This window comes from Flavobacterium kingsejongi (genome assembly GCF_003076475.1).
Taxonomy (GTDB): Bacteria; Bacteroidota; Bacteroidia; order Flavobacteriales; family Flavobacteriaceae; genus Flavobacterium; species Flavobacterium kingsejongi.
Genome location: NZ_CP020919.1, coordinates 603,547 through 623,380 on the forward strand (window position 1 = coordinate 603,547; position 19,834 = coordinate 623,380).

Here is a 19,834-nt window from a genome sequence, read left to right on the forward strand (position 1 = left end):
GAAAAAATTAAGATAGATAATAGATCGCCACAACATGCAAGGCAACGGCCATCAATAAAACAAGGTATACGGTACGTTTGTAGGTACGGTCAAAAACGTTTTCTTCGAAATAACGGTTGAGTTCATTCGTAAAATGAGCTACTGCTTTTTCACGGTTATTGGCATCGAGGTCGGCCTTAATGGTTGTCAAGAATTCAGCCATCGGAATACGGTTCAGGATAAAACTAAAAATCTTCTGCACCCGGCCCGGTACATTTCCATACACCTCCGTAGCGACTTCTTTGGCATTGACTATAGTGCCTACTTTAGTGCTCCCGCCTATTTTCACCTTACCGGCATAATAGGCATCAATAATTTTTTCGGCAATGCGGGTTTTAAAAGCATCCATTTTATTAAAAAACAACGCCACCGTATCCATAAAAGCGCCTTTATACATTTTAGCAAAAGCAAACAGCGTAGAAAGTACTGCTACAACCAACATGACCACCAAATAGATGGAGGACTCCCGGGTAGTTTCTGCTCTTGTAAAATAGGTAAAACAGCCGTACGTTACAAAAACCAGGTGGGTTGCCACAAACAATGCCATCATCATAAAAACGCCAAAACCGGTCTTTGCAATATGCTTCCCCACCTCTTTCAGAAACGGAAGGGTTTGCTGAAATGTTGTTCCTTTTTCTTGTTCCATAGGTTAATCCTTTTCTTCTTTTCCTTCTTTTTTACTGGGCTTATCATTTTTACCCCCAACGACCACAACAATTTCGCCCCGGGGTGCATTCTTTTCAAAATGTTCCAATACTTCCTTTACAGTGCCCCTTACATTTTCCTCATGCATTTTAGACAATTCACGGGAGACGGAAACCGGTCGGTCTTCTCCAAAGTAGGTAATAAATTCTGTTAGTGTTTTGACCAGTTTATGAGGCGATACATACAGGATCATGGTTCGGTTTTCTTCCGCCAGCGCCAGGTAACGGGTCTGTCTTCCTTTCTTGTCCGGTAGGAATCCTTCGAAGACAAATTTATCGTTTGGCAGTCCGCTGTTCACCAATGCTGGTACAAAAGCGGTGGCGCCCGGCAGGCATTCCACATCAATTTTATGCTCTACACAAGCGCGGGTTAATAAAAATCCGGGATCGGAGATGGCGGGCGTACCGGCATCGGAAATCAATGCAATGGTCTCTCCCGATTTCAATCGCGAAATAAGATGTTCCACCGTCTTATGCTCATTATGCATGTGGTGGCTCTGCATGTGGGTACCAATTTCAAAATGTTTGAGCAACTTTCCGCTATTGCGGGTATCTTCTGCCAATATCAGGTCTACTTCCTTTAATACCCGGATCGCACGGAGCGTCATATCTTCAAGGTTCCCAATGGGTGTAGGAACAATATATAATTTAGACATAGTCGTTTCTTTTAATGCTGTTGTATAATACAAAGAATTCCGGTGCTCTACAACCGGAATTCTTTAAAATCGTCATTCCCCGTCGGGGAGATCGGGTATATGTTAGGAAAATTTATGCTCGATAATTTCCATAAAACGGTTTTCATAATCTTCTTTCCCTTCCCAGTTATTATAATCCGGTTTTACCAAATCTTCTATGAAATTGTAGGCATCCGGAAAATTATCAAAGGTGTTCAATTGGGAAAGTACACGGTTAAAGTCCTCACCACTACCACCAAAAAGGTATTTCTCAAAAGCAATACGGTCATTAAGCCCAATAGTAATCGTTTTTTTGATGCTATCGTTGAGCGAAAGGGGTTTTGATTCTGATTTTGGGGTATACGCTACCTTCGGGATCGGGATGATTACTTCTTCGTTTTTTATAAAGTCTTCTTCAATCCGGTCATTCTCCAAAAATTCTTCGTGTTGTACCGGTGGCACTACGATTTCTTCGGCACGGACAAATATCGGATCAGGATGTACGTCCATCATGATATCATCGAAGGTAAATTGTTTTTTGATCTCGGATAAATTTGTTTCTGTCGTAGTTTCCTCTTTTTCGAACAAATCGAAATTCGGCACAAATTCATTCACTTCTTTTGCAGGTTCTTCCGAAGCAATTTCAGTAAGGGCTTCGGCAGCTTCTGTGGTTTCTTCCCCAACAATAGCCTCTTCTTCGTCTTCGTCCTCTATCTCGTCTTCATCATCATAAAGCGAATGCACAACAGGGGCTACTTCCGGAGTTTCCGCTTCAGCTGCTACTTCAGCCACAGGCTCCTCTTCGGCAATTGCCTCAGAGGCTGCTTCAGTTTCCGGTGCTATTTCAGCTTCCGGTGCAGCTGTTTCAATAGGTGCTTCTTCTTCCGCTTCAGTAATTTCGGCTACTTCTGCCTCTTCTTCAGCTTCCGGTTCCGGTGCGGTTTCAGCAATAGCGGATTCTTCCTCAGCTGGAACAACAGGAATTTCATCTGCTACTTCTTCTTCCTTTACTATTTCTTCTTTGTCGTTTTCGGACGTTTCAAAAATCCCTTCCAGTTTTTCTTCTATTTCCACATAGCCAATAGTAGGCTTCACTTCACCAAAATGCTCATCTACAAACCGTAACACCGTCAATTTCTCATAGAGTTTTTGCGTTTCTGCATACAACTGATTGATATCAGATTTATTTTTCAGCTGCAAAATTCTATGTGCGATGCTTATCAGGTCGGCTTCTAACTTTTTTTTCATAACTTTTGAAATTATACGAAATAAACGGAGTGTTTTTTAATAAATTTGTTTTCGCTACAAAGTAATAAAAACTATTCATTTATACCCGCAGAAAAATAAAAAATGTTTCTTGAAAATACAGTAAATCATAAAGAACAGTTTGGATGGATTGAAGTCATCTGCGGATCGATGTTTTCCGGTAAAACCGAAGAACTCATCCGAAGGCTGAAAAGGGCAAAATTTGCCAAACAGCGTGTAGAGATTTTTAAGCCCGCAATAGACACGCGCTATCACGATGAGATGGTAGTGTCCCATGATTCCAATGAAATCCGGTCTACTCCTGTTCCTGCCGCCGCAAACATCCGCATTCTTGCTGATGGCTGTGACGTTATTGGTATTGATGAAGCCCAGTTTTTTGATGATGAAATTGTCACAGTTTGCAATGACCTCGCCAACCAGGGTATTCGTGTGATTGTAGCAGGCCTGGACATGGATTTTAAAGGGAATCCTTTTGGCCCTATGCCCGCACTCATGGCCACCGCAGAATATGTGACTAAAGTGCATGCCGTATGTACCCGAACCGGGAATCTCGCCCACTTTAGTTTCCGCAAAGCCAACAATGACAACCTGGTCATGCTGGGAGAAACCGAAGAATATGAACCTCTCAGCCGTGCTGCCTATTTCAATGCCATGAAAAAGCAATCGGAGGCGTTGAAAAGTAGTAAGAAAGCAAGAGATGAAGAGTCTTTGTAGGTAAGTCTGGAAAAGCATAAACTACCTATTATTATTTTCTTCCAATTTTTTTATAAAATACGAAGGTTGTAATCCTGTTTTAGTGTAAAAAGCTCTTCCAAATGATTCTGTATTTGTAAAACCAACATCTTCTGATATTGCCTTAATGGTATATTTCCTGAATTTTTTATCTACCATTAATCTTTTAATGGCAAAATCAATTCTCAAATCATTGATATATTGGCTGAAATTTTTACCCTTGTAATGATTAATCACCTTTGATAAATAACTACTGTTTGTATCAAGTTCACGGGCAAAATCAGTTTGCTTAATATTAGGTTTTAAATAGCCTTTTTCGTTTTCAAATTGTGTTAGCTTTTTTAAAATTTCTCTTACAATCTCCTTGGGAACTGCAATGGGTTTTGCTTTATCATCTTTTATTAAAATTAAATTCTCCATTGGTTCTTCCTCTGCACTTTCTATTTCATACAAAGGAACTTGCATTAATTTATTGAAGCGCTCTTCAAAGAGAAATTTTTCCCTTCTGACTTTTATCAAATAAAATACAGCAAACCCAAATGCGATACCCAATACCCCTCCAAAACCTAAAATAATTTTTTTCTCCTGATTGATTTTGTTAATCAGTTTTTCTTTTTCAGCAAAAAGCTTTGGTGTATCATAATTTTTATTGATGCTCTCTGATAAGAATACTTTATTTTTATTAAAATAACTATCGATCTCAATCAGCCTATTTAAATAATACAATTGCCTTTTATCATCATTTTCATCACGGCTGATTTCAATTAACCGAATATAATTATCCCTTAAATCACGGGAATATTTCTTCGTCATAATCAATATCGAATCTGCCTTCTCATAATAATCTTTTGCGTTAGCTGGATTTACATCTCCTTTCATTATATTTTCCCCTTTATAATAATAACAGACGGCTAAATTCAATGGATCATCAACCTCTTTAATTAAAGGAATTGATTTATTCAAAAATAAATTACTTTGGGCAAAATCTTTCTTAAGATGGCAACATATGCCTTTATACATTTCAAAATACCGATAATACGGATTGCTCCTTTCTAAATCCCGTAAGGCCTTATCTATATAGAACAAAGCAGTATCTATTTTACCTAAACGAATATAAATATCAGACATTACCCATTCTACAAAAATCAAATCCAATTTCATTTCGGGTTTTGATTTAAAAAAACGATGGCTTTCCTCAAATAATGGCAAAGCTTCTTCTGGCTTGCCCAACTCAATCTTAACCAGCCCTATATATCTATTAATAAGTAATTTCTGTTCTAAATTACCCGATTTTTCAGAATATTGTTTTGCTATAAAAATATTTCCCAAAGCTTCTTGTAATCTAAGATTTATAAGAAAAAAATTGCCTTTTAGAATATAGCCTTTAGCCGGAAAATTAAAATCATTGCTGTCCTTTGTAAGCGCTATAATAGCATCAGCATACTGCAATGTATTCGATTTATCCTGCGAAATTAATGCCTTTAAATATAAGGCATTAGCTAAATCAACGGGATTATCTTTGATTATTGCTTTCCTATAATAAATTTCTGTGTAAAATTCCTTCTTTTTTAAGTCCAATTCAGCACTATTGATCCGTTGTTCTAAAGTGGCAAAGCTAAATTTCAGCAAAGAATCAGGAATAACTCCTTGCCATTTTTGTTGTGCAATTAAAACTGGGGCAATCATTAATAAAAAAATTGTAATTTTTTCTTTCATATTAAAACAAGTGCTACTGCATTTTGAGGCAAACAACTTTAAATTATATTGGTACATTTTATCCGAATAGCATCAGCATTATAATACTATTATCAAATATTGAGAAGGTACATAAAAATGTAAATCAGCGAAAACGTCCCAATCCAAATTAATAATTGTGAATTAATTTTAAGCATGGACACTTTGAGTCTGAATAGATGGAATAATACGTAAAAGCAAATTAGATACAATTGATTATCCAAAGAAGGACAAACAATGCTGAATATAGCGTGTATTAGTGGGGAACTAAAAAATTACAAAACCATCTCTGCTAAAATAGTCATTATTTTAAAATAACAGATCCGTTCTTTTTAATTTTAAAAATATTCTATTTAAAAATTAAAGCGATATACTATAATCAATACATTGCTTTGAAAAATACTAAAGAATAAAATAATGGCAACCCCTATTTTTACTCTCCCTACAATACGAATACCGAAGAACTATAAATCCCGCAGTCAAAATACCCCTAAAAATTATCCTTTTGTAAAAAAAGCATCGCTGTCCACGATCGTGGACAAGCCGCTGCGCATTCGCTGAACTCATCCACGGTCGAAAATAGTCTCCTGCACGCTCGCTGAGTCCGTCCACTACCGTGGATAGCCTCCTGCACATTCGCTGACCCTGTCCACGATCGAAAATAGTCTCCTGCAGGTTCGCTGCGTCCGTCCACGATCGTGGACAGCCTCCTGCACACTTACTTTGCCCGTCTACGATAGCAGACAGGAACCAAAAAATTACAAGGCATCATAATTCTGTTAAAACAGAATCATGCCCCCAACTGTTTCCAAAAAGAAATACTACTTTTGAGAAAGCAATGCGCGCGTATTGCGACCAAAAATCTATTTAGCAATCCTACTCAATTTAGCTTCGTTCATGAGCCTAAACATCCAAAATATCATCCCGGCCATCGGGGCGCAATTTTCAGGAAATCCTGATGCCACTATCGATACCGTTTCTATTGACAGCCGTTCGCTACAAAATAATTCCGGCACCCTCTACTTCGCCCTTTCCGGACAAAATCATGACGGGCATGAATATCTGGAAGAGCTCTTGTCTAAAGGCGTCTACAATTTCGTGGTTACCCAGTATCCGGAGCAGCTCAAAGGAAAAGCGAACTTCCTGGTTGTCCACAATACCCTTGAGGCACTACAGCTGTTTGCCGCATATTACCGTAATGCATTTGATTTCCCCATTATTGGCGTCACCGGCAGTAACGGCAAAACAATTGTCAAAGAATGGCTTAATTTCCTGCTGAGTCCGGAATATAATATCATCCGAAGCCCTAAAAGCTATAATTCTCAGGTAGGCGTACCACTTTCCATTATTGGGATTAATGAAAAACATAACCTTGGGATTTTTGAAGCTGGAATTTCTTTAGTGGGCGAAATGGCCAAACTGGAAGTCCTGATTCGTCCCACCATTGGCGTACTCACCAATATCGGATCGGCTCATAATGAAGGGTTTCAAAGCCGCGAACAGAAAATCAGCGAGAAACTGAAACTTTTTAAAGACGCTGAAATCCTGATCTATGCTAAAAATCCAGAAGTGGATGCCCTAATTCCTGCCGGAACAAAAACCTGGAGCTGGAGTTTTACCGATCCCAATGCCGATGTACAGATCAGCCAGAAAGGGACGCAACTCCATATCCACACAAGCCAACATACGTTTACCGTAACGTTGCCTTTCCAGGACAGTTCGTCTGTAGAAAATGCGATTACCTGCCTGATGGTGTTGTTGTATTTCGGCTATAGTCCGGCAGTGATCCAGGAACGACTGCAACTGCTTTATCCGGTTGAAATGCGCCTTAAAGTCAAAAATGGCATCAATAACACTACTCTTATTGATGACAGTTATAATTCCGACTATCAATCGCTGAAAATTGCCCTTGATTTCCTGGAAAACCAAAAACAACATCAGAAAAAGACCGTCATCCTCTCCGATATTTTTCAGAGCGGCTGGTCGAATCCTACGCTATACGAAACAGTAGCAGCCCTCTTTTCTTCGAATCAGATTGACCGTATCATCGGGATCGGGGATCAGATCACTACGCATGCCCATTACTTTTCCAATATCACCACTTATGCTACTACGGCTGATTTTTTTGAGGCCTATGATCCGCTTGATTTTGAAAACGAAACCATCCTGATCAAAGGAGCGCGCCCTTTTCATTTTGAAGAGATTGTATTTCGCCTTGAAGAAAAAACACACGAAACGGTTTTGGAGATTAACCTGAATGCTATTAGCCATAACCTCAATTTCTTCAAATCCAAATTACAACCGGGCATCAAACTGATGGTCATGGTAAAAGCTTTTGGCTATGGCAGCGGCAGTTTTGAAATTGCCCGGCTGTTGGAATACCACAAAGTCGATTACCTGGGTGTGGCCTTTGCCGACGAAGGTATCGCCCTGAGAAATGCAGGAATTACTATGCCCATCATGATTATGAATCCGGAAACGCCCAGTTTTTCAGCGATCATTAATTTTGGCCTCGAGCCGGAGATTTATTCCGTAAAGGAACTGCATGCTTTCCTGCGTGTTGCAGCACAACACAATGTCTCCGACTATCCGATCCACATCAAACTGGATACCGGGATGCACCGCCTTGGTTTTGAAGCAAAAGACCTGGACACGTTAATTGCTGTAATAAAGGATAATCCAAGGGTTAGCATCAAAAGTGTCTTATCCCATCTGGCCACCAGTGACGAACCGGAACAGCGTGATTTTACCCTGTCCCAGATCGCTCGCTTTGATTTGCTTTCCAGCCAATTGCTTTCAGCACTCCACATCCAACCCTTACGCCATATCCTGAATACTTCGGGAATCAGCAATTTCCCACACGGGCAATACGATATGGTCCGCCTGGGCATTGGGCTGTACGGGGTATCGAATGATGAGAATGAGACGAAATACCTCGAAAATGTAGGAACCCTAAAATCGGTCATTTCCCAGATCCGGACCATCGAAGCAGGCGAAAGTGTGGGCTACGGCCGGAAGTTTATCGCAAGTGCTACTACTGTCATTGCTACCATCCCAATTGGCTATGCTGATGGCATCCGCAGAAGCTGGGGCAATGAGGTCGGTTACCTAATCGTCAACCACCAAAAAGCACCTATTGTCGGGAACATCTGTATGGACATGCTGATGATTAATATCACCGGAATTGCATGCCATGAAGGGGATACGGTTACTATTTTTGGCGAAAATCCATCGGTAACAATAATGGCAAAAGCCCTGGGAACCATCCCTTATGAAATCCTGACCAGTATTTCGCAACGGGTAAAACGTGTTTTTTACAGAGAATAAAGGACGATATTTTAGTAAATGTTAATTTTTTAGTACCTTAGCTTAAACGAGAACCTTATTCTAATTTAAAACTTACTACTATGGGAATGATTTCGGAATTTAAAGCCTTTGCTATAAAAGGCAATGTAGTCGATCTTGCGATCGGTGTAATTATTGGTGGTGCTTTTGGTAAAATTGTCAATTCGTTGATCGAAGATATCATCACACCAATTATTTTAAAACCTGCTTTAGAAGCTGCCGGTGCTGCAAATATTGAATCCTGGGCTCCAGGTGGAATGCTGCTCGGGAAATTCATTTCAGCTGTAATTTCATTTATCGTTATTGCTTTTGTCCTGTTTATGATTGTAAAAGGGATTAATACTGCCCGTAAAAGCGAAGCTACTACTCCAGCCGCTCCACCAGCTCCAACTACAGAAGAAAAATTATTGACAGAAATCCGCGATTTACTAAAAAACAAATCCCTTTAAATTTCCGCTACATTATATATTCTAACCTAAACCGTCCCATTGAGGGCGGTTTTTTTTATATCCCTGCCTCGTTAATAACATTTTGTTATATTTTGTAAAAACGAATTTTCTAACTGTTTAATAGCTACTTTTGTGTTTCAAATTTTACATTAAAAAATAAATATATCATTATGAGAGTTGCAGTTGTAGGGGCTACCGGAATGGTAGGCGAAATTATGCTGAAAGTATTGGCCGAGAGAAAATTCCCGGTTACGGAATTAATTCCAGTAGCTTCCGAGCGATCGGTAGGGAAGGAAATCGAGTTCAATGGAAAAAAATACACAGTAGTCAGTCTGGAAACTGCGGTGGCTATGCAACCCCAGATTGCTCTTTTTTCAGCGGGTGGCGACACCTCACTGGAGTGGGCTCCAAAATTTGCAGCAGCAGGAACTACGGTAATCGACAATTCTTCTGCCTGGAGAATGGATGCCAGCAAAAAACTGGTTGTTCCGGAAATCAACGCGGCAACACTGACGAAGGAGGACAAGATTATCGCCAACCCTAACTGTTCTACCATACAAATGGTATTGGCACTGGCGCCACTACACAAAAAATATACGATCAAACGAATTGTGGTATCCACGTACCAGTCCATTACAGGAACAGGCGTTAAAGCGGTAAAACAACTCGAAAATGAATATGCTTCCATCAAAGGAGAAATGGCCTATCCGTATCCGATCCACAGAAATGCGATCCCACAATGTGACTCTTTTGAAGCAAACGACTACACCAAAGAGGAAATGAAGCTTGTTCGCGAAACCCAAAAAATCCTGGATGACAAAACCATTGCTGTTACAGCAACGGCTATCCGTATTCCGGTGGTTGGCGGGCACAGTGAAGCGGTAAACGTCGAATTTAAAAATGATTTCGAGGTAACCGATATCCGAAAAATCCTGCACGATACCCCAGGCGTGGTAGTTCAGGACAACCCGGATACCAAAACCTACCCGATGCCGATATATGCCGAAGGGAAAGATGATGTTTTTGTAGGAAGAATTCGCCGTGATGAAAGTCAGCCCAACACGCTCAACATGTGGATTGTCGCTGATAACCTCCGCAAAGGTGCTGCTACCAACACCATACAAATTGCAGAATACCTTGTGGCACATCAGTTAGTGTAAGTTTTTAACATTTACAACTGCACTGTTACAGTCATTAGCACTATTTAAAAACCGCCTTAACCGGCGGTTTTATTATTTACGACTCCCAATTCGCAACTTTGTTACTGTTAAAAAAAATATTTTATCCATTCTTTCACTACAGTTTATTATTTTTGTAGCCTGATGAAACAAAAGTATTCGATAATAAATCCGATTATGATGATTGCGGTATTGGTAACAATGCTGTTTCAATCTGCGCATTCCACGGAGCATTTATTTCAGGAATACTTCCATCAGGACACCACTGTGACCCATCTTAAAGAGGATGGCACTACAAAATTTACTGCATTAAAAACAGCGAAACACAGTTGTTCGATTTGTGAATTCACGTTAAGTTCCATCATTTCACCGGAGATCTTTTCTTTTCATGGCAGCATTACCTCTACGATGCCTACGGCTACATTTGCCAAAGAAAAAACAGCCCTTACGGTCTTTACCGGTACACTTACCCAACTCAGGGCACCCCCTGCTATCAGCTAATACGATCTTTCAGGCATTTTCCTGAAAACACGGCTATTCCCGGCAACCTGCTGCGGAATGCCCAGTACTATCTTTTAGAAATCATACCATGCGATATTCACTTATCCTGCTAAGCCTCCTTTTTATGGGGTTTACAGGCGTGATCCAGGCCCAGGACACCGTCCTGAAAGGCAGGATTACTGACGAAAAAAATAATCCGCTTCCGGGGACTCATATCCACGCGGGCAAACAACTCACAGAAACCGACGCCAACGGAAATTACAGCATTCCCGGTTTACCATCCGGCCCACTGGACATTGAGATATCCTATGTAGGATATAGTACCATAACCGCAAGGCTCACCATGGAAAGCACTACGGTTTATGATGCTAAAATGCAGCCCGAAGTAGCCCAGCTAAATGCCGTGGTCATCAAAGACACCCGACTGAAAAGCAATGAAACTATTCCCGGGCAACAGTTAAAAGGAGCGGTTATCGAAAAATATTCCGGTGCTGCCCTGGGGGATCTCCTCAAAGAAGTCAGCGGCGTTTCTTCCCTAAAAACAGGAAGTACCGTGGTAAAGCCTGTGATTAACGGACTGCACAGTTCCCGCGTCCTGATCGTCAATAACAATGTTAAAATGGAAGACCAGGAATGGGGTGCAGAACACGCCCCTAATTTTGATGTCAATTCCGCGGGGAGCATCAACGTAATCAAAGGAGCCTCAGGACTGCAATATGGAGGCAATGCCGTAGGTGGTGTGGTGGTAATTGAACCGCAACACATTCCGGTGGGCGATACGCTATTTGGCAAAACCATCATCAACGCACAATCCAATGGCCGTGGCGGAAGTATCAGCAGCAGCCTGATGAAAGGCTATAAATCGGGATGGAACTGGAGTGTATTGGGGACTTTTAAATACCTGGGTGATTTCCAATCCCCGGACTATGTACTGTCAAATACCGGAACACGCGAACGCAACTTCACCGGCGGTTTTGGCTATAAAGGACAGGACTATGGTTTTTCGGGTTATTACAGCTACTTCAATGCAGCGATTGGAATTGCAAGGGCTTCACATATTGGAAACATCTCCGACCTCGTTCGTGCCATCAACAGTCAGCAACCGGCGTATAGTAATGACTTTTCGTATAATATCAATTATCCCAAACAGGAAATCCAGCACCATTTAGCCAAAATCAATTTTTACAAAAACTTTTCCGGCTTTGGAAAGCTGACGGCACAATATGCTTTTCAGATGAATGAAAGGCTGGAATATGATATCCGCAGGGGGACGAATGTGGATAATGCTGCCCTGGACCTCAACTTAAAGACCCACACGGCGAATATCGATTTTGAAACTGAAGCCAACAGCAACTACCTGCTGAAAGTAGGGATCAATGGTTCTTCACAGGTGAATTTCCCGGATCCTGCTACCAATGTCCGCCCTTTGATCCCGGATTATACAAAAGTAGATTTTGGGAGTTACGCTATTGGAAGTTACAATGCGAATGACAACCTGATCCTTGAGGCGGGTATCCGCTATGATTATTCCAATATCAATGCGAAAAAATACTACCAGAAATCCCGATGGACGGAACGCGGTTATGATGCGGACTTTGGCAACCTGATCATTGGCGAAGCTAACAATCAGTGGCTGGTCAATCCGAAATTTACTTATAACAATTTTTCCGGTTCGCTGGGGGCTAAGTATAAAATCAACGACCAGCTGGATTTGTTTGCCAATGCCAGCCTGGCGAGCCGTAATCCAAATCCGTCAGAGCTTTTTAGCGACGGGCTGCACCATGCTACCGGGAATATCGAATTGGGGGATTTGCGCCTGACCAAAGAAAATGCAATGAAAGTGTCCCTGACATTATCCCGGAAAAGTGATGCCTTCTCTTTTGATATCAATCCGTACCTCAACAGCATCCAGAATTTCACGGTATTACAGCCTACCACCATTGAATACACAAATCGTGGGGCATTCCCGGTTTGGGAATACAGCCAGACCAATGCCCGACTGATGGGTGTGGATATCAATACCCGATGGACCTATTCGGAACATTTCAGCCAGCAGTCTATGTTCGCCTATGTGTATGGCAAAGACCTGGACAACAGCAAGCCACTGATCGATATGCCGCCTGCCAACTGGACCAACACCCTGATCTACCAGAAAAATGACTGGCACAATTTGGTGCTGAGCCTGAGAAGCGAATCGGTTTTTACGCAAAAGCGCTTTCCAAATAATGATTTTTATGCCGATGTCATTACCGATGGGGTGAGTGTGCCCACCCTGGTCCGCATCAGCCAGCCTCCGAAAGGTTATACGCTGTTGCACTTCAATTCAGAAATACGCTTTAAAACCTTTGAAAAAACCAGTATAAGTATCGGTTTCAACATACAGAATATATTCAATACCAACTACCGGGATTACCTCAACCGACAACGATTATACACTGACGAAATCGGAAGAAATTTTGCCCTGCAATTAAAATTCAATTACTAATTATCAAACCCTTTTACCATGAAAAAAATGAAATTCCTATCCATGACCCTATTGGCAACCATCGTATTATCGTCTTGTAGTAATGATGATGACAATGTCCCTACAGTCGTTAATGAAGAAGAAGTAATCACGACCATTACTGCCACATTCACCCCGGTTAATGGAGGAGCACCGATCATATTAAGATCCTATGATGCCGACGGCGATGGCCCTATTGCCCCGGTAATTACAGTATCCGGCCCTTTCGCTACCGGACAGGCTTACCACGGTGCCATTACATTATTGAATGAACTGGAAACCCCTGCGGGTAACATTACTGAAGAAGTGCATGAAGAAGGTGTCGACCACCAGTTCTTTTTCCAGTCAGCACCAAGCATCGGTACCTTTGCGTATACGGACGCTGACGCTAACGGCAGACCTATTGGGCTTGCTTTTGATTATACTGCATCGGCTACAGCGGTGAGCAGCAACCTGACCATTACGCTAAGACACCAGCCCAACAAAGCTGCTGCAGGAGTAGCGAATGGTGACATCACCAATGCTGCCGGTGAAACAGACATCCAAATCCTGTTTTCAACTGTAGTACAATAAACGGCATTATTGCTTACAATTACCCCTGGCCTGCCCGAATAATCGGGCAGGCTTTTTATTATCCACCACTCGTCCCTTTTACGGTAACGAAGCATGCGGTATTGAATATATTTTATAAATTTACGGCAGACGTTGGTAAATTCACAACTTCAAAGTATTTCCGGAACCTTAAATTATTTATAAATGAAAAAAACACTTGTACCGTTAGCGCTGGTTTGCAGCCTTACGATAAATGCACAAACAAAAATGAACAATTTGAAATATCCCGAAACCAAAAAGGGCGCTACAACCGATAATTATTTCGGAACCACCGTAAAAGATCCTTACCGTTGGCTTGAAGATGATCGCTCTGCAGAAACCGCAGCCTGGGTAAAAGCCGAAAATAAAGTCACTTTCGATTACCTCGAAAAAATTCCTTTCCGCAACCAGATCAAAGAACGTATGGAGAAACTGTGGAATTATGAAAAAATATCCGCACCATTCAAGGAAGGAAATTATACCTATTACTATAAAAATAACGGTCTTCAAAACCAATCCGTTTTGTACCGTAAAGACAAAAGCGGAAAAGAAGAAGTATTTTTAGATCCAAATACATTCTCTACAGATGCTACAACCTCTTTGGACGGCATTAGCTTTTCTAAAGATGGTTCCCTTGTCGCTTATTCGATTTCAGAAGCGGGAAGCGACTGGAGAACGGTCATATTCCTGGATGCCGTGACCAAGAAAATGGTGGGTGAAAAACTATTGGATGTAAAATTCAGCGGTTTGTCCTGGAAAGGAAACGAAGGTATTTTCTATTCCAGCTATGAAAAACCGGAAGGCAGCCAGCTATCCGCAAAAACCGATCAGCACAAATTGTTTTTCCACAAACTGGGTACCGCTCAAAAAGGAGACAAAGTTATTTTTGGGGAAAATGAAAAACGCCGTTATGTAGGTGGTGGCGTTACCGAAGATGATCATTACCTGATCATTTCTGCTGCCAATTCTACTTCCGGAAATGAGCTTTACATCAAAGACCTTACAAAACCTGACAGTAAGATTGTGACCATAATCGACAATTTCAATAATGATGTGGACATCTTAGATAACAGGGGTAGCAAATTGTACATTGCAACTAATCTTAATGCGCCTAATAAACGCATTGTTACAGTAGATGCTGCCAATCCAAAACCAGAAAACTGGAAAGATTTTATCGCTGAAACCGAAAATGTATTATCTCCTTCTACAGGTGCTGGCTATATCTTTGCCAATTATATGAAAGATGCCGTATCCTTTGTAAAACAATTTGATTACGATGGAAAACTGGTTCGTGAAATCAAACTTCCTGGTGTAGGTTCTGCAGGTGGTTTTGGCGGTAAAAAAGAGAAAAAAACATTGTACTACTCTTTTACGAATTACATCACGCCGGGAACAATTTATTCTTTTGATCCTAAAAGTGGAAAATCAGAAGTATACCAAAGCCCGAAAGTAGACTTCAAAAGCAGTGAGTATGAATCCAACCAGGTATTTTATACGTCCAAAGACGGTACTAAAATCCCAATGATCATTACCCATAAAAAAGGATTGAAATTAGATGGTAAAAATCCAACAATCCTGTATGCTTATGGTGGATTTAATATCAGCCTTACGCCAGCTTTCAGCGTTGCCAATACAGTATGGATGGAAAACGGTGGTGTGTATGCCGTAGCCAACCTTCGTGGTGGTGGTGAATACGGTAAAAAATGGCATGATGCGGGAACGAAATTACAGAAACAAAATGTTTTTGATGATTTTATCGCTGCTGCAGAATACCTGATTGCTAAAAAATATACTTCTCCTAACTTCCTGGCCATCCGTGGTGGATCGAATGGTGGCTTATTAGTAGGTGCTACAATGACCCAACGTCCTGACCTATTCAAAGTAGCATTACCAGCAGTGGGTGTTATGGATATGTTGCGTTACCATACTTTTACAGCCGGTGCCGGATGGGCTTATGACTATGGTACTGCAGAAGACTCCAAAGAGATGTTCGAATACCTGTATAAATATTCTCCGGTACAAAATGTCAAAAAAGGCGTTCAGTATCCAGCAACCTTAGTTACTACTGGTGACCATGATGACCGTGTTGTTCCGGCACACAGTTTCAAATTTGCTGCTGAGTTACAGGACAAACAAACAGGTCCTAACCCGGTACTGATCCGTATTGAAACCAATGCAGGTCACGGTGCAGGAAAACCAGTTTCCAAAACGATAGAAGAAGCGGCCGATATCCAGGCATTCACCCTATACAATATGGGCTATACGAAACTAAAATAATTCTTAGTTTACCGATTGCCAATTACCAAAAGAAGCCGTCTCAAAACAAATTTTGAGACGGTTTTTTTATTTGATACAATTTTGGATTTTAACTATCTAGATTTTAACGGGAGTAAAAAATTGCCTTTATGCTGCAATTTTCTTTCTTAAGTTATGACCTAAAGCCATTAATCCGAATTCTAATTCTACTTTTTGAAGTCCTTTTAAAGAAAACCGTCTAAAACCGTTATTATGCTTGAGTTGAGCGAATACAGGCTCTACATCGGCAGAGCGTTGCTTTCTTCTTTGTATTCCTATTTCACTTAGTAGTAATTCCCTTGCTTGTTGTTTATGTCTTTCAAGGTTGTGGTTTCGCTCGATGCTTCTGTTTCCCTGAGCTTTAAAACATTGACCTCGAAGTGAACAGCCTTCACAGTTTTTGGCCTGATAATGCGATAAGGTTTGGGTGTATCCTGTAGTTGTTGTTTTCTGGTTTTGATATGTTTTATGCATTTTTTGTCCCATTGGACATACATAATAGTCTTCTTCTGGATTGTAATAGAGATTTTCCTTGCTAAAAGCCTTGTGTTTCTTTTGGTAGTTTTGATCTTGTTCTTTTTCAAAAGTATTATACTTCACAAAAGCTTTGAGTTTCTTCTGTTTCAGATAATCGTAGTTTTCTTCACTTCCATAACCTGCGTCAGTAGTTATTTCTTTTATCTTTTTAAATACTTTTTACCAAAGGTTTGTTCCAAATTTTCTAAATGAGGCTGGAGTGTTTTAGTATCGGTCGGATTTTGATGGATGGTATAATGAACAATGATCTGATTTTGTGTAGATATTTGAGTATTATAAGCTGGTTTGAGCTGTCCGTTTAACATATGGTCTTCTTTCATTCGCATAAAAGTAGCCTGGGTGTCAGTTTTGCTGTAACTGTTTCTTTCTCCCAGAATAGCTTCTTGCTTTTCATACTTTTCAAGATTGGAAGTAAAATTATTTTTTATGTAGCGTAATTTAGCTTTTGCTTTAGAACTGGTCTTTTCATTACCAGAGAGTTTGGCATCTATTTTAGCTACAGTTTTCTCAATTACCTCTTTGCTGATTTCTTTGAACTCTGTTGGTTCCGGGTTGGGGTCATCTTCATTGTCGATACTTTGGGCATAGTTCCATAATTCTTCCAACTGGGTGAGCATTTTTGCTTTATTGGTTTTTATGCTCTTACCCCACACAAAAGTGTACCTGCCGGCCTGAGCTTCTATTTTTGTTCCGTCGGTATAAATTTGTTTTAGATTCACCAGTCCTTCTGAGGCCAACATCAAAACTACCTGCTTGAAGATTTCTTTAAAACTCTCTTTTAGTTTATCACTTCTAAATCTATTAATTGTATTATGATCAACAATAGTCATAGAAGTAAGCCACATAAAATTGATATTCTCACGAAGTGCAAGTTCTATCTTTCTCGAAGAATAGATATTAGTCATATAAGCATACAACATCACTTTGAGTAACATCTTTGGATGATATCCAGGATTACCTTCTTTACTGTACGCTTTTAAAAGAGGCTGGATATTAAGGGATTCCACAACTTGATCAACTATTCGAACCGCATGTGTATGTGGAATTAAATCATCAAACGAATAAGGTAGAAGCATCGTTTGTTGTTGGTTATAATGTTTGAATCTCATATATAATCAGCTGTTTATCACTGATTAAATTTACAAAATTGCATATAAAAATACAAACTAAAAAAAAAGAAGCTGACTCAGTTTTGAGACAGCTTCTTTTTTATTGTTCTAACTTCAGTTTCTTTAATAATTTTTCCGAAGTCTTATCGGTATACATCCCATAGGAAGTAACAAGGATTCCCTTTACCCCGTCGATCTTCGATTCGATGCCATACACTGTCGATTCTTCAGCAGGATCACTATCCCCTTCATAGCGGTAGACTTCCGTGATTTCAAAATCTTCCGTTTCATACTTGCTGTCATTGGCTTCGAGGGCTTCGGCTCCGAGGTTAAAATCTACGGTAAAACCTGCTTTGCGCAATTCGGTGATGGCTTCTAAAACGGTGGCATATTTATATTCAGGATGCATAAGAGATCATTTTTAAAATTAATAGATCCCCTAAGTTACAACTTTCACAGCACACGCTCCTTTAAAAATCCCTTAAAATCCAGTTCAATTCCATAAATAGGAAGCCGCTATACTGCCATACCGATGGCTCTTTACCGCATTGTTAATGGGCTCTAGCGATTTATAAATATAGGAATACGACAGGTTCCAGTTGTTTTTACGGTATTTTAATCCTGCTTCCGCAAAAAAGCGCCAGGGCTTAATACCATATGTCAGCGGACTGTTATCATTGAAAAGGCTCCCCTGTATGGTCGCATCATAAAGCTGGTATTTGACGGTTGGGGTAATGAAAAAATAGAATTCTTTTTTCTCTCCTGCTTCCTGCGATGCCGCATTCATTGCAGCGCCATATAAACCGGAATTGTATACGGGCAATAATGGATCGGCAAGTGTAATCCTGGTGGTAAAGCCTGTGGTAAAGCCATCCCAGATGGTTCCGAGATCTGCTTTAGCGTGCCAGTTAAAGTCGATCTTCTGGTTCGCTATTTTTGGAAGTAACTTACGCGAATAAAAAAGTTGTATCTGTGCCCCCAGTGTAGACTGGATTTGGTACTCCCAACCGATCACTTTTTTGTAGCCCAGCAATTTATGGATGCCCTCCTGCAATTGTTCTGCGCCGGAAGCGGGCCCGAGTGTCCCCAACTGAAAATTGATCTTGAATACCGATTCATCACGGTAAAAATGATTCCGGCCGGCCTGGGCAAATAGGTACCCCGCATAGGGCCGGTCATGGTAATGTATATTTTTAGGCTGTGCCGTTTGGGGATTGTACATGTATTGCCCCATTTTAAACTCATAAATGGTTTTCGCACGTTTGGCAGTAGTCACTGCACCAAGGCTACGGTAGAATATCTCGATGCCATTGGTATAATATTGATCTCTTTTCAGGGAAATATACAGGTCATTATCGGAAACCAACCCCGCTTCATGCGTTGCCTGTCCGAAAATAGTAGCACTCATCAACACAAACCAATATACAATATAGTTCTTCATGTCCTGCTCTGTAAATACTATTATTTATACTTCCTCTCCGGAAGCGATTCCCTAATAATCCAGATCCCCTACATACCGCATCCGACGGACAATTTTTGTCTTACGGTTATTAATATAAGACGATGAGTTACTCGCCTTAAACTTTCGTGGATTGGGTAATATGGCGGCAATTCCGGCGGCTTCTGTTTTGGTGAGGCTCTTGCACGATTTCCCATACCAATGTTGTGCGGCAGCTTCAGCGCCATAAACGCCATCTCCCATTTCAATACTATTCAGGTAGACTTCCATGATCCGTTCTTTTCCCCAGAATATTTCAATGAGTACCGTAAAATAGGCTTCGAGCGCTTTCCGAAAATAACTCCGTCCCTGCCACAGGAATACATTTTTTGCCGTCTGTTGCGAGATGGTACTCCCGCCTTTCAGCTTTTTGCCTTTGCTATTATTCTTATAGGCTTTTTTCAGGGCCTGGAAATCAAATCCATTATGATCTAAAAAAGTATCGTCTTCACTGGCAATGACTGCTTTCTGTAAATTCTGTGAGATATCTTCCAACGGCACCCAGTCGTGGCTAAAATGCACTTCCTTACCATCTGCACGCTGTTCCATCGCCCGTACCGGCATTAGTGGCGTAAAAGGCACCGGGAGAAATTTGAAAATAATGACAAAGAACACTGAGATTCCGAGAAACCAGAGGAAAGCTTTAAATAGAAAACGTGTTATTTTTTTAACCATAGTA

At 40.7% G+C, this 19,834-nt stretch carries 15 protein-coding genes and 1 pseudogene; 8 read left to right on the forward strand and 8 right to left on the reverse strand.

Going from position 1 to position 19,834, the window contains the following annotated elements; genetic code table 11:
• Nucleotides 1-7: 7 nt before the first annotated feature.
• From FK004_RS02630 to FK004_RS02640, 3 genes are all read right to left on the reverse strand, one after another.
• Nucleotides 8-685 carry a hypothetical protein gene (locus tag FK004_RS02630; protein ID WP_108735845.1) on the reverse strand — a complete coding sequence of 226 codons (678 nt, stop codon included), beginning with the start codon at nucleotides 683-685 and terminating at the stop codon, nucleotides 8-10.
• A gap of 3 nt (nucleotides 686-688) precedes the next feature.
• Nucleotides 689-1,399 carry a 16S rRNA (cytidine(1402)-2'-O)-methyltransferase gene (gene rsmI / locus FK004_RS02635; RefSeq protein WP_108735846.1) on the reverse strand — a complete coding sequence of 237 codons (711 nt, stop codon included), beginning with the start codon at nucleotides 1,397-1,399 and terminating at the stop codon, nucleotides 689-691.
• Between the two features lie 102 nt (nucleotides 1,400-1,501).
• A complete protein-coding gene (locus tag FK004_RS02640; RefSeq protein WP_108735847.1) occupies nucleotides 1,502-2,665 on the reverse strand; it encodes a hypothetical protein in 1,164 nt (387 codons plus the stop codon).
• A 102-nt stretch (nucleotides 2,666-2,767) separates the two neighbouring features.
• Between FK004_RS02640 and FK004_RS02645 the strand changes: the two genes are divergently transcribed.
• The gene (locus tag FK004_RS02645) at nucleotides 2,768-3,397 is read left to right on the forward strand and encodes a thymidine kinase (protein WP_108735848.1); all 630 of its coding nucleotides are present in this window, start codon (nucleotides 2,768-2,770) and stop codon (nucleotides 3,395-3,397) included.
• Between the two features lie 21 nt (nucleotides 3,398-3,418).
• Here FK004_RS02645 and FK004_RS02650 read toward each other — a convergent pair whose 3' ends face one another.
• A complete protein-coding gene (locus tag FK004_RS02650; RefSeq protein ID WP_157956007.1) occupies nucleotides 3,419-5,131 on the reverse strand; it encodes a helix-turn-helix domain-containing protein in 1,713 nt (570 codons plus the stop codon).
• A gap of 915 nt (nucleotides 5,132-6,046) precedes the next feature.
• Between FK004_RS02650 and FK004_RS02655 the strand changes: the two genes are divergently transcribed.
• The 7 genes from FK004_RS02655 to FK004_RS02685 all read left to right on the forward strand — a co-directional run bounded on the left by FK004_RS02655 (nucleotide 6,047) and on the right by FK004_RS02685 (nucleotide 15,993).
• Complete coding sequence (locus FK004_RS02655) at nucleotides 6,047-8,476, forward strand: bifunctional UDP-N-acetylmuramoyl-tripeptide:D-alanyl-D-alanine ligase/alanine racemase (RefSeq protein WP_108735850.1); 2,430 nt, start codon at nucleotides 6,047-6,049, stop codon at nucleotides 8,474-8,476.
• Nucleotides 8,477-8,556: 80 nt separating this feature from the next.
• Nucleotides 8,557-8,943, forward strand: a complete 387-nt coding sequence (mscL, locus tag FK004_RS02660; RefSeq protein WP_108735851.1) for a large conductance mechanosensitive channel protein MscL — start codon at nucleotides 8,557-8,559, stop codon at nucleotides 8,941-8,943.
• A 170-nt stretch (nucleotides 8,944-9,113) separates the two neighbouring features.
• Nucleotides 9,114-10,103, forward strand: a complete 990-nt coding sequence (locus tag FK004_RS02665; protein WP_108735852.1) for an aspartate-semialdehyde dehydrogenase — start codon at nucleotides 9,114-9,116, stop codon at nucleotides 10,101-10,103.
• A gap of 162 nt (nucleotides 10,104-10,265) precedes the next feature.
• Nucleotides 10,266-10,622 (forward strand): hypothetical protein, encoded by a 357-nt coding sequence (locus tag FK004_RS02670; protein ID WP_157956008.1) that lies wholly within the window; start codon nucleotides 10,266-10,268, stop codon nucleotides 10,620-10,622.
• A gap of 88 nt (nucleotides 10,623-10,710) precedes the next feature.
• The gene (locus tag FK004_RS02675; protein WP_227871659.1) at nucleotides 10,711-13,107 is read left to right on the forward strand and encodes a TonB-dependent receptor; all 2,397 of its coding nucleotides are present in this window, start codon (nucleotides 10,711-10,713) and stop codon (nucleotides 13,105-13,107) included.
• 18 nt (nucleotides 13,108-13,125) lie between these two features.
• On the forward strand, nucleotides 13,126-13,698 hold the full coding sequence (locus tag FK004_RS02680; protein ID WP_193844352.1) for a type 1 periplasmic binding fold superfamily protein: 573 nt from the start codon (nucleotides 13,126-13,128) through the stop codon (nucleotides 13,696-13,698).
• Between the two features lie 246 nt (nucleotides 13,699-13,944).
• Entirely contained in the window at nucleotides 13,945-15,993 is a 2,049-nt protein-coding gene (locus tag FK004_RS02685) for a prolyl oligopeptidase family serine peptidase (RefSeq protein ID WP_420358890.1), read from the forward strand.
• Between the two features lie 126 nt (nucleotides 15,994-16,119).
• Here FK004_RS02685 and FK004_RS02690 read toward each other — a convergent pair.
• The 4 genes and pseudogenes from FK004_RS02690 to mtgA all read right to left on the reverse strand — a co-directional run bounded on the left by FK004_RS02690 (nucleotide 16,120) and on the right by mtgA (nucleotide 19,830).
• A pseudogene (locus tag FK004_RS02690) lies at nucleotides 16,120-17,657 on the reverse strand (IS1182 family transposase).
• 100 nt (nucleotides 17,658-17,757) lie between these two features.
• A complete protein-coding gene (locus FK004_RS02695; protein WP_108735855.1) occupies nucleotides 17,758-18,066 on the reverse strand; it encodes a hypothetical protein in 309 nt (102 codons plus the stop codon).
• Between the two features lie 84 nt (nucleotides 18,067-18,150).
• Nucleotides 18,151-19,098, reverse strand: a complete 948-nt coding sequence (locus FK004_RS02700; protein WP_108735856.1) for a lipid A deacylase LpxR family protein — start codon at nucleotides 19,096-19,098, stop codon at nucleotides 18,151-18,153.
• Nucleotides 19,099-19,149: 51 nt separating this feature from the next.
• Complete coding sequence (mtgA, locus tag FK004_RS02705; RefSeq protein ID WP_108735857.1) at nucleotides 19,150-19,830, reverse strand: monofunctional biosynthetic peptidoglycan transglycosylase; 681 nt, start codon at nucleotides 19,828-19,830, stop codon at nucleotides 19,150-19,152.
• Nucleotides 19,831-19,834 lie beyond the last annotated feature (4 nt).

Coding starts and splice junctions, on each gene's coding strand:
- rsmI (WP_108735846.1), bottom strand. CDS start 1,399: ATGTCTAAATTATATATTGTTCCTACACCCATTGGGAACCTTGAAGAT.
- FK004_RS02650 (WP_157956007.1), bottom strand. CDS start 5,131: ATGAAAGAAAAAATTACAATTTTTTTATTAATGATTGCCCCAGTTTTA.
- FK004_RS02645 (WP_108735848.1), top strand. CDS start 2,768: ATGTTTCTTGAAAATACAGTAAATCATAAAGAACAGTTTGGATGGATT.
- FK004_RS02675 (WP_227871659.1), top strand. CDS start 10,711: ATGCGATATTCACTTATCCTGCTAAGCCTCCTTTTTATGGGGTTTACA.
- FK004_RS02670 (WP_157956008.1), top strand. CDS start 10,266: ATGAAACAAAAGTATTCGATAATAAATCCGATTATGATGATTGCGGTA.
- FK004_RS02680 (WP_193844352.1), top strand. CDS start 13,126: ATGAAAAAAATGAAATTCCTATCCATGACCCTATTGGCAACCATCGTA.
- FK004_RS02655 (WP_108735850.1), top strand. CDS start 6,047: ATGAGCCTAAACATCCAAAATATCATCCCGGCCATCGGGGCGCAATTT.
- FK004_RS02630 (WP_108735845.1), bottom strand. CDS start 685: ATGGAACAAGAAAAAGGAACAACATTTCAGCAAACCCTTCCGTTTCTG.
- FK004_RS02700 (WP_108735856.1), bottom strand. CDS start 19,098: ATGAAGAACTATATTGTATATTGGTTTGTGTTGATGAGTGCTACTATT.
- FK004_RS02695 (WP_108735855.1), bottom strand. CDS start 18,066: ATGCATCCTGAATATAAATATGCCACCGTTTTAGAAGCCATCACCGAA.
- FK004_RS02665 (WP_108735852.1), top strand. CDS start 9,114: ATGAGAGTTGCAGTTGTAGGGGCTACCGGAATGGTAGGCGAAATTATG.
- mtgA (WP_108735857.1), bottom strand. CDS start 19,830: ATGGTTAAAAAAATAACACGTTTTCTATTTAAAGCTTTCCTCTGGTTT.
- mscL (WP_108735851.1), top strand. CDS start 8,557: ATGGGAATGATTTCGGAATTTAAAGCCTTTGCTATAAAAGGCAATGTA.
- FK004_RS02640 (WP_108735847.1), bottom strand. CDS start 2,665: ATGAAAAAAAAGTTAGAAGCCGACCTGATAAGCATCGCACATAGAATT.
- FK004_RS02685 (WP_420358890.1), top strand. CDS start 13,945: ATGAACAATTTGAAATATCCCGAAACCAAAAAGGGCGCTACAACCGAT.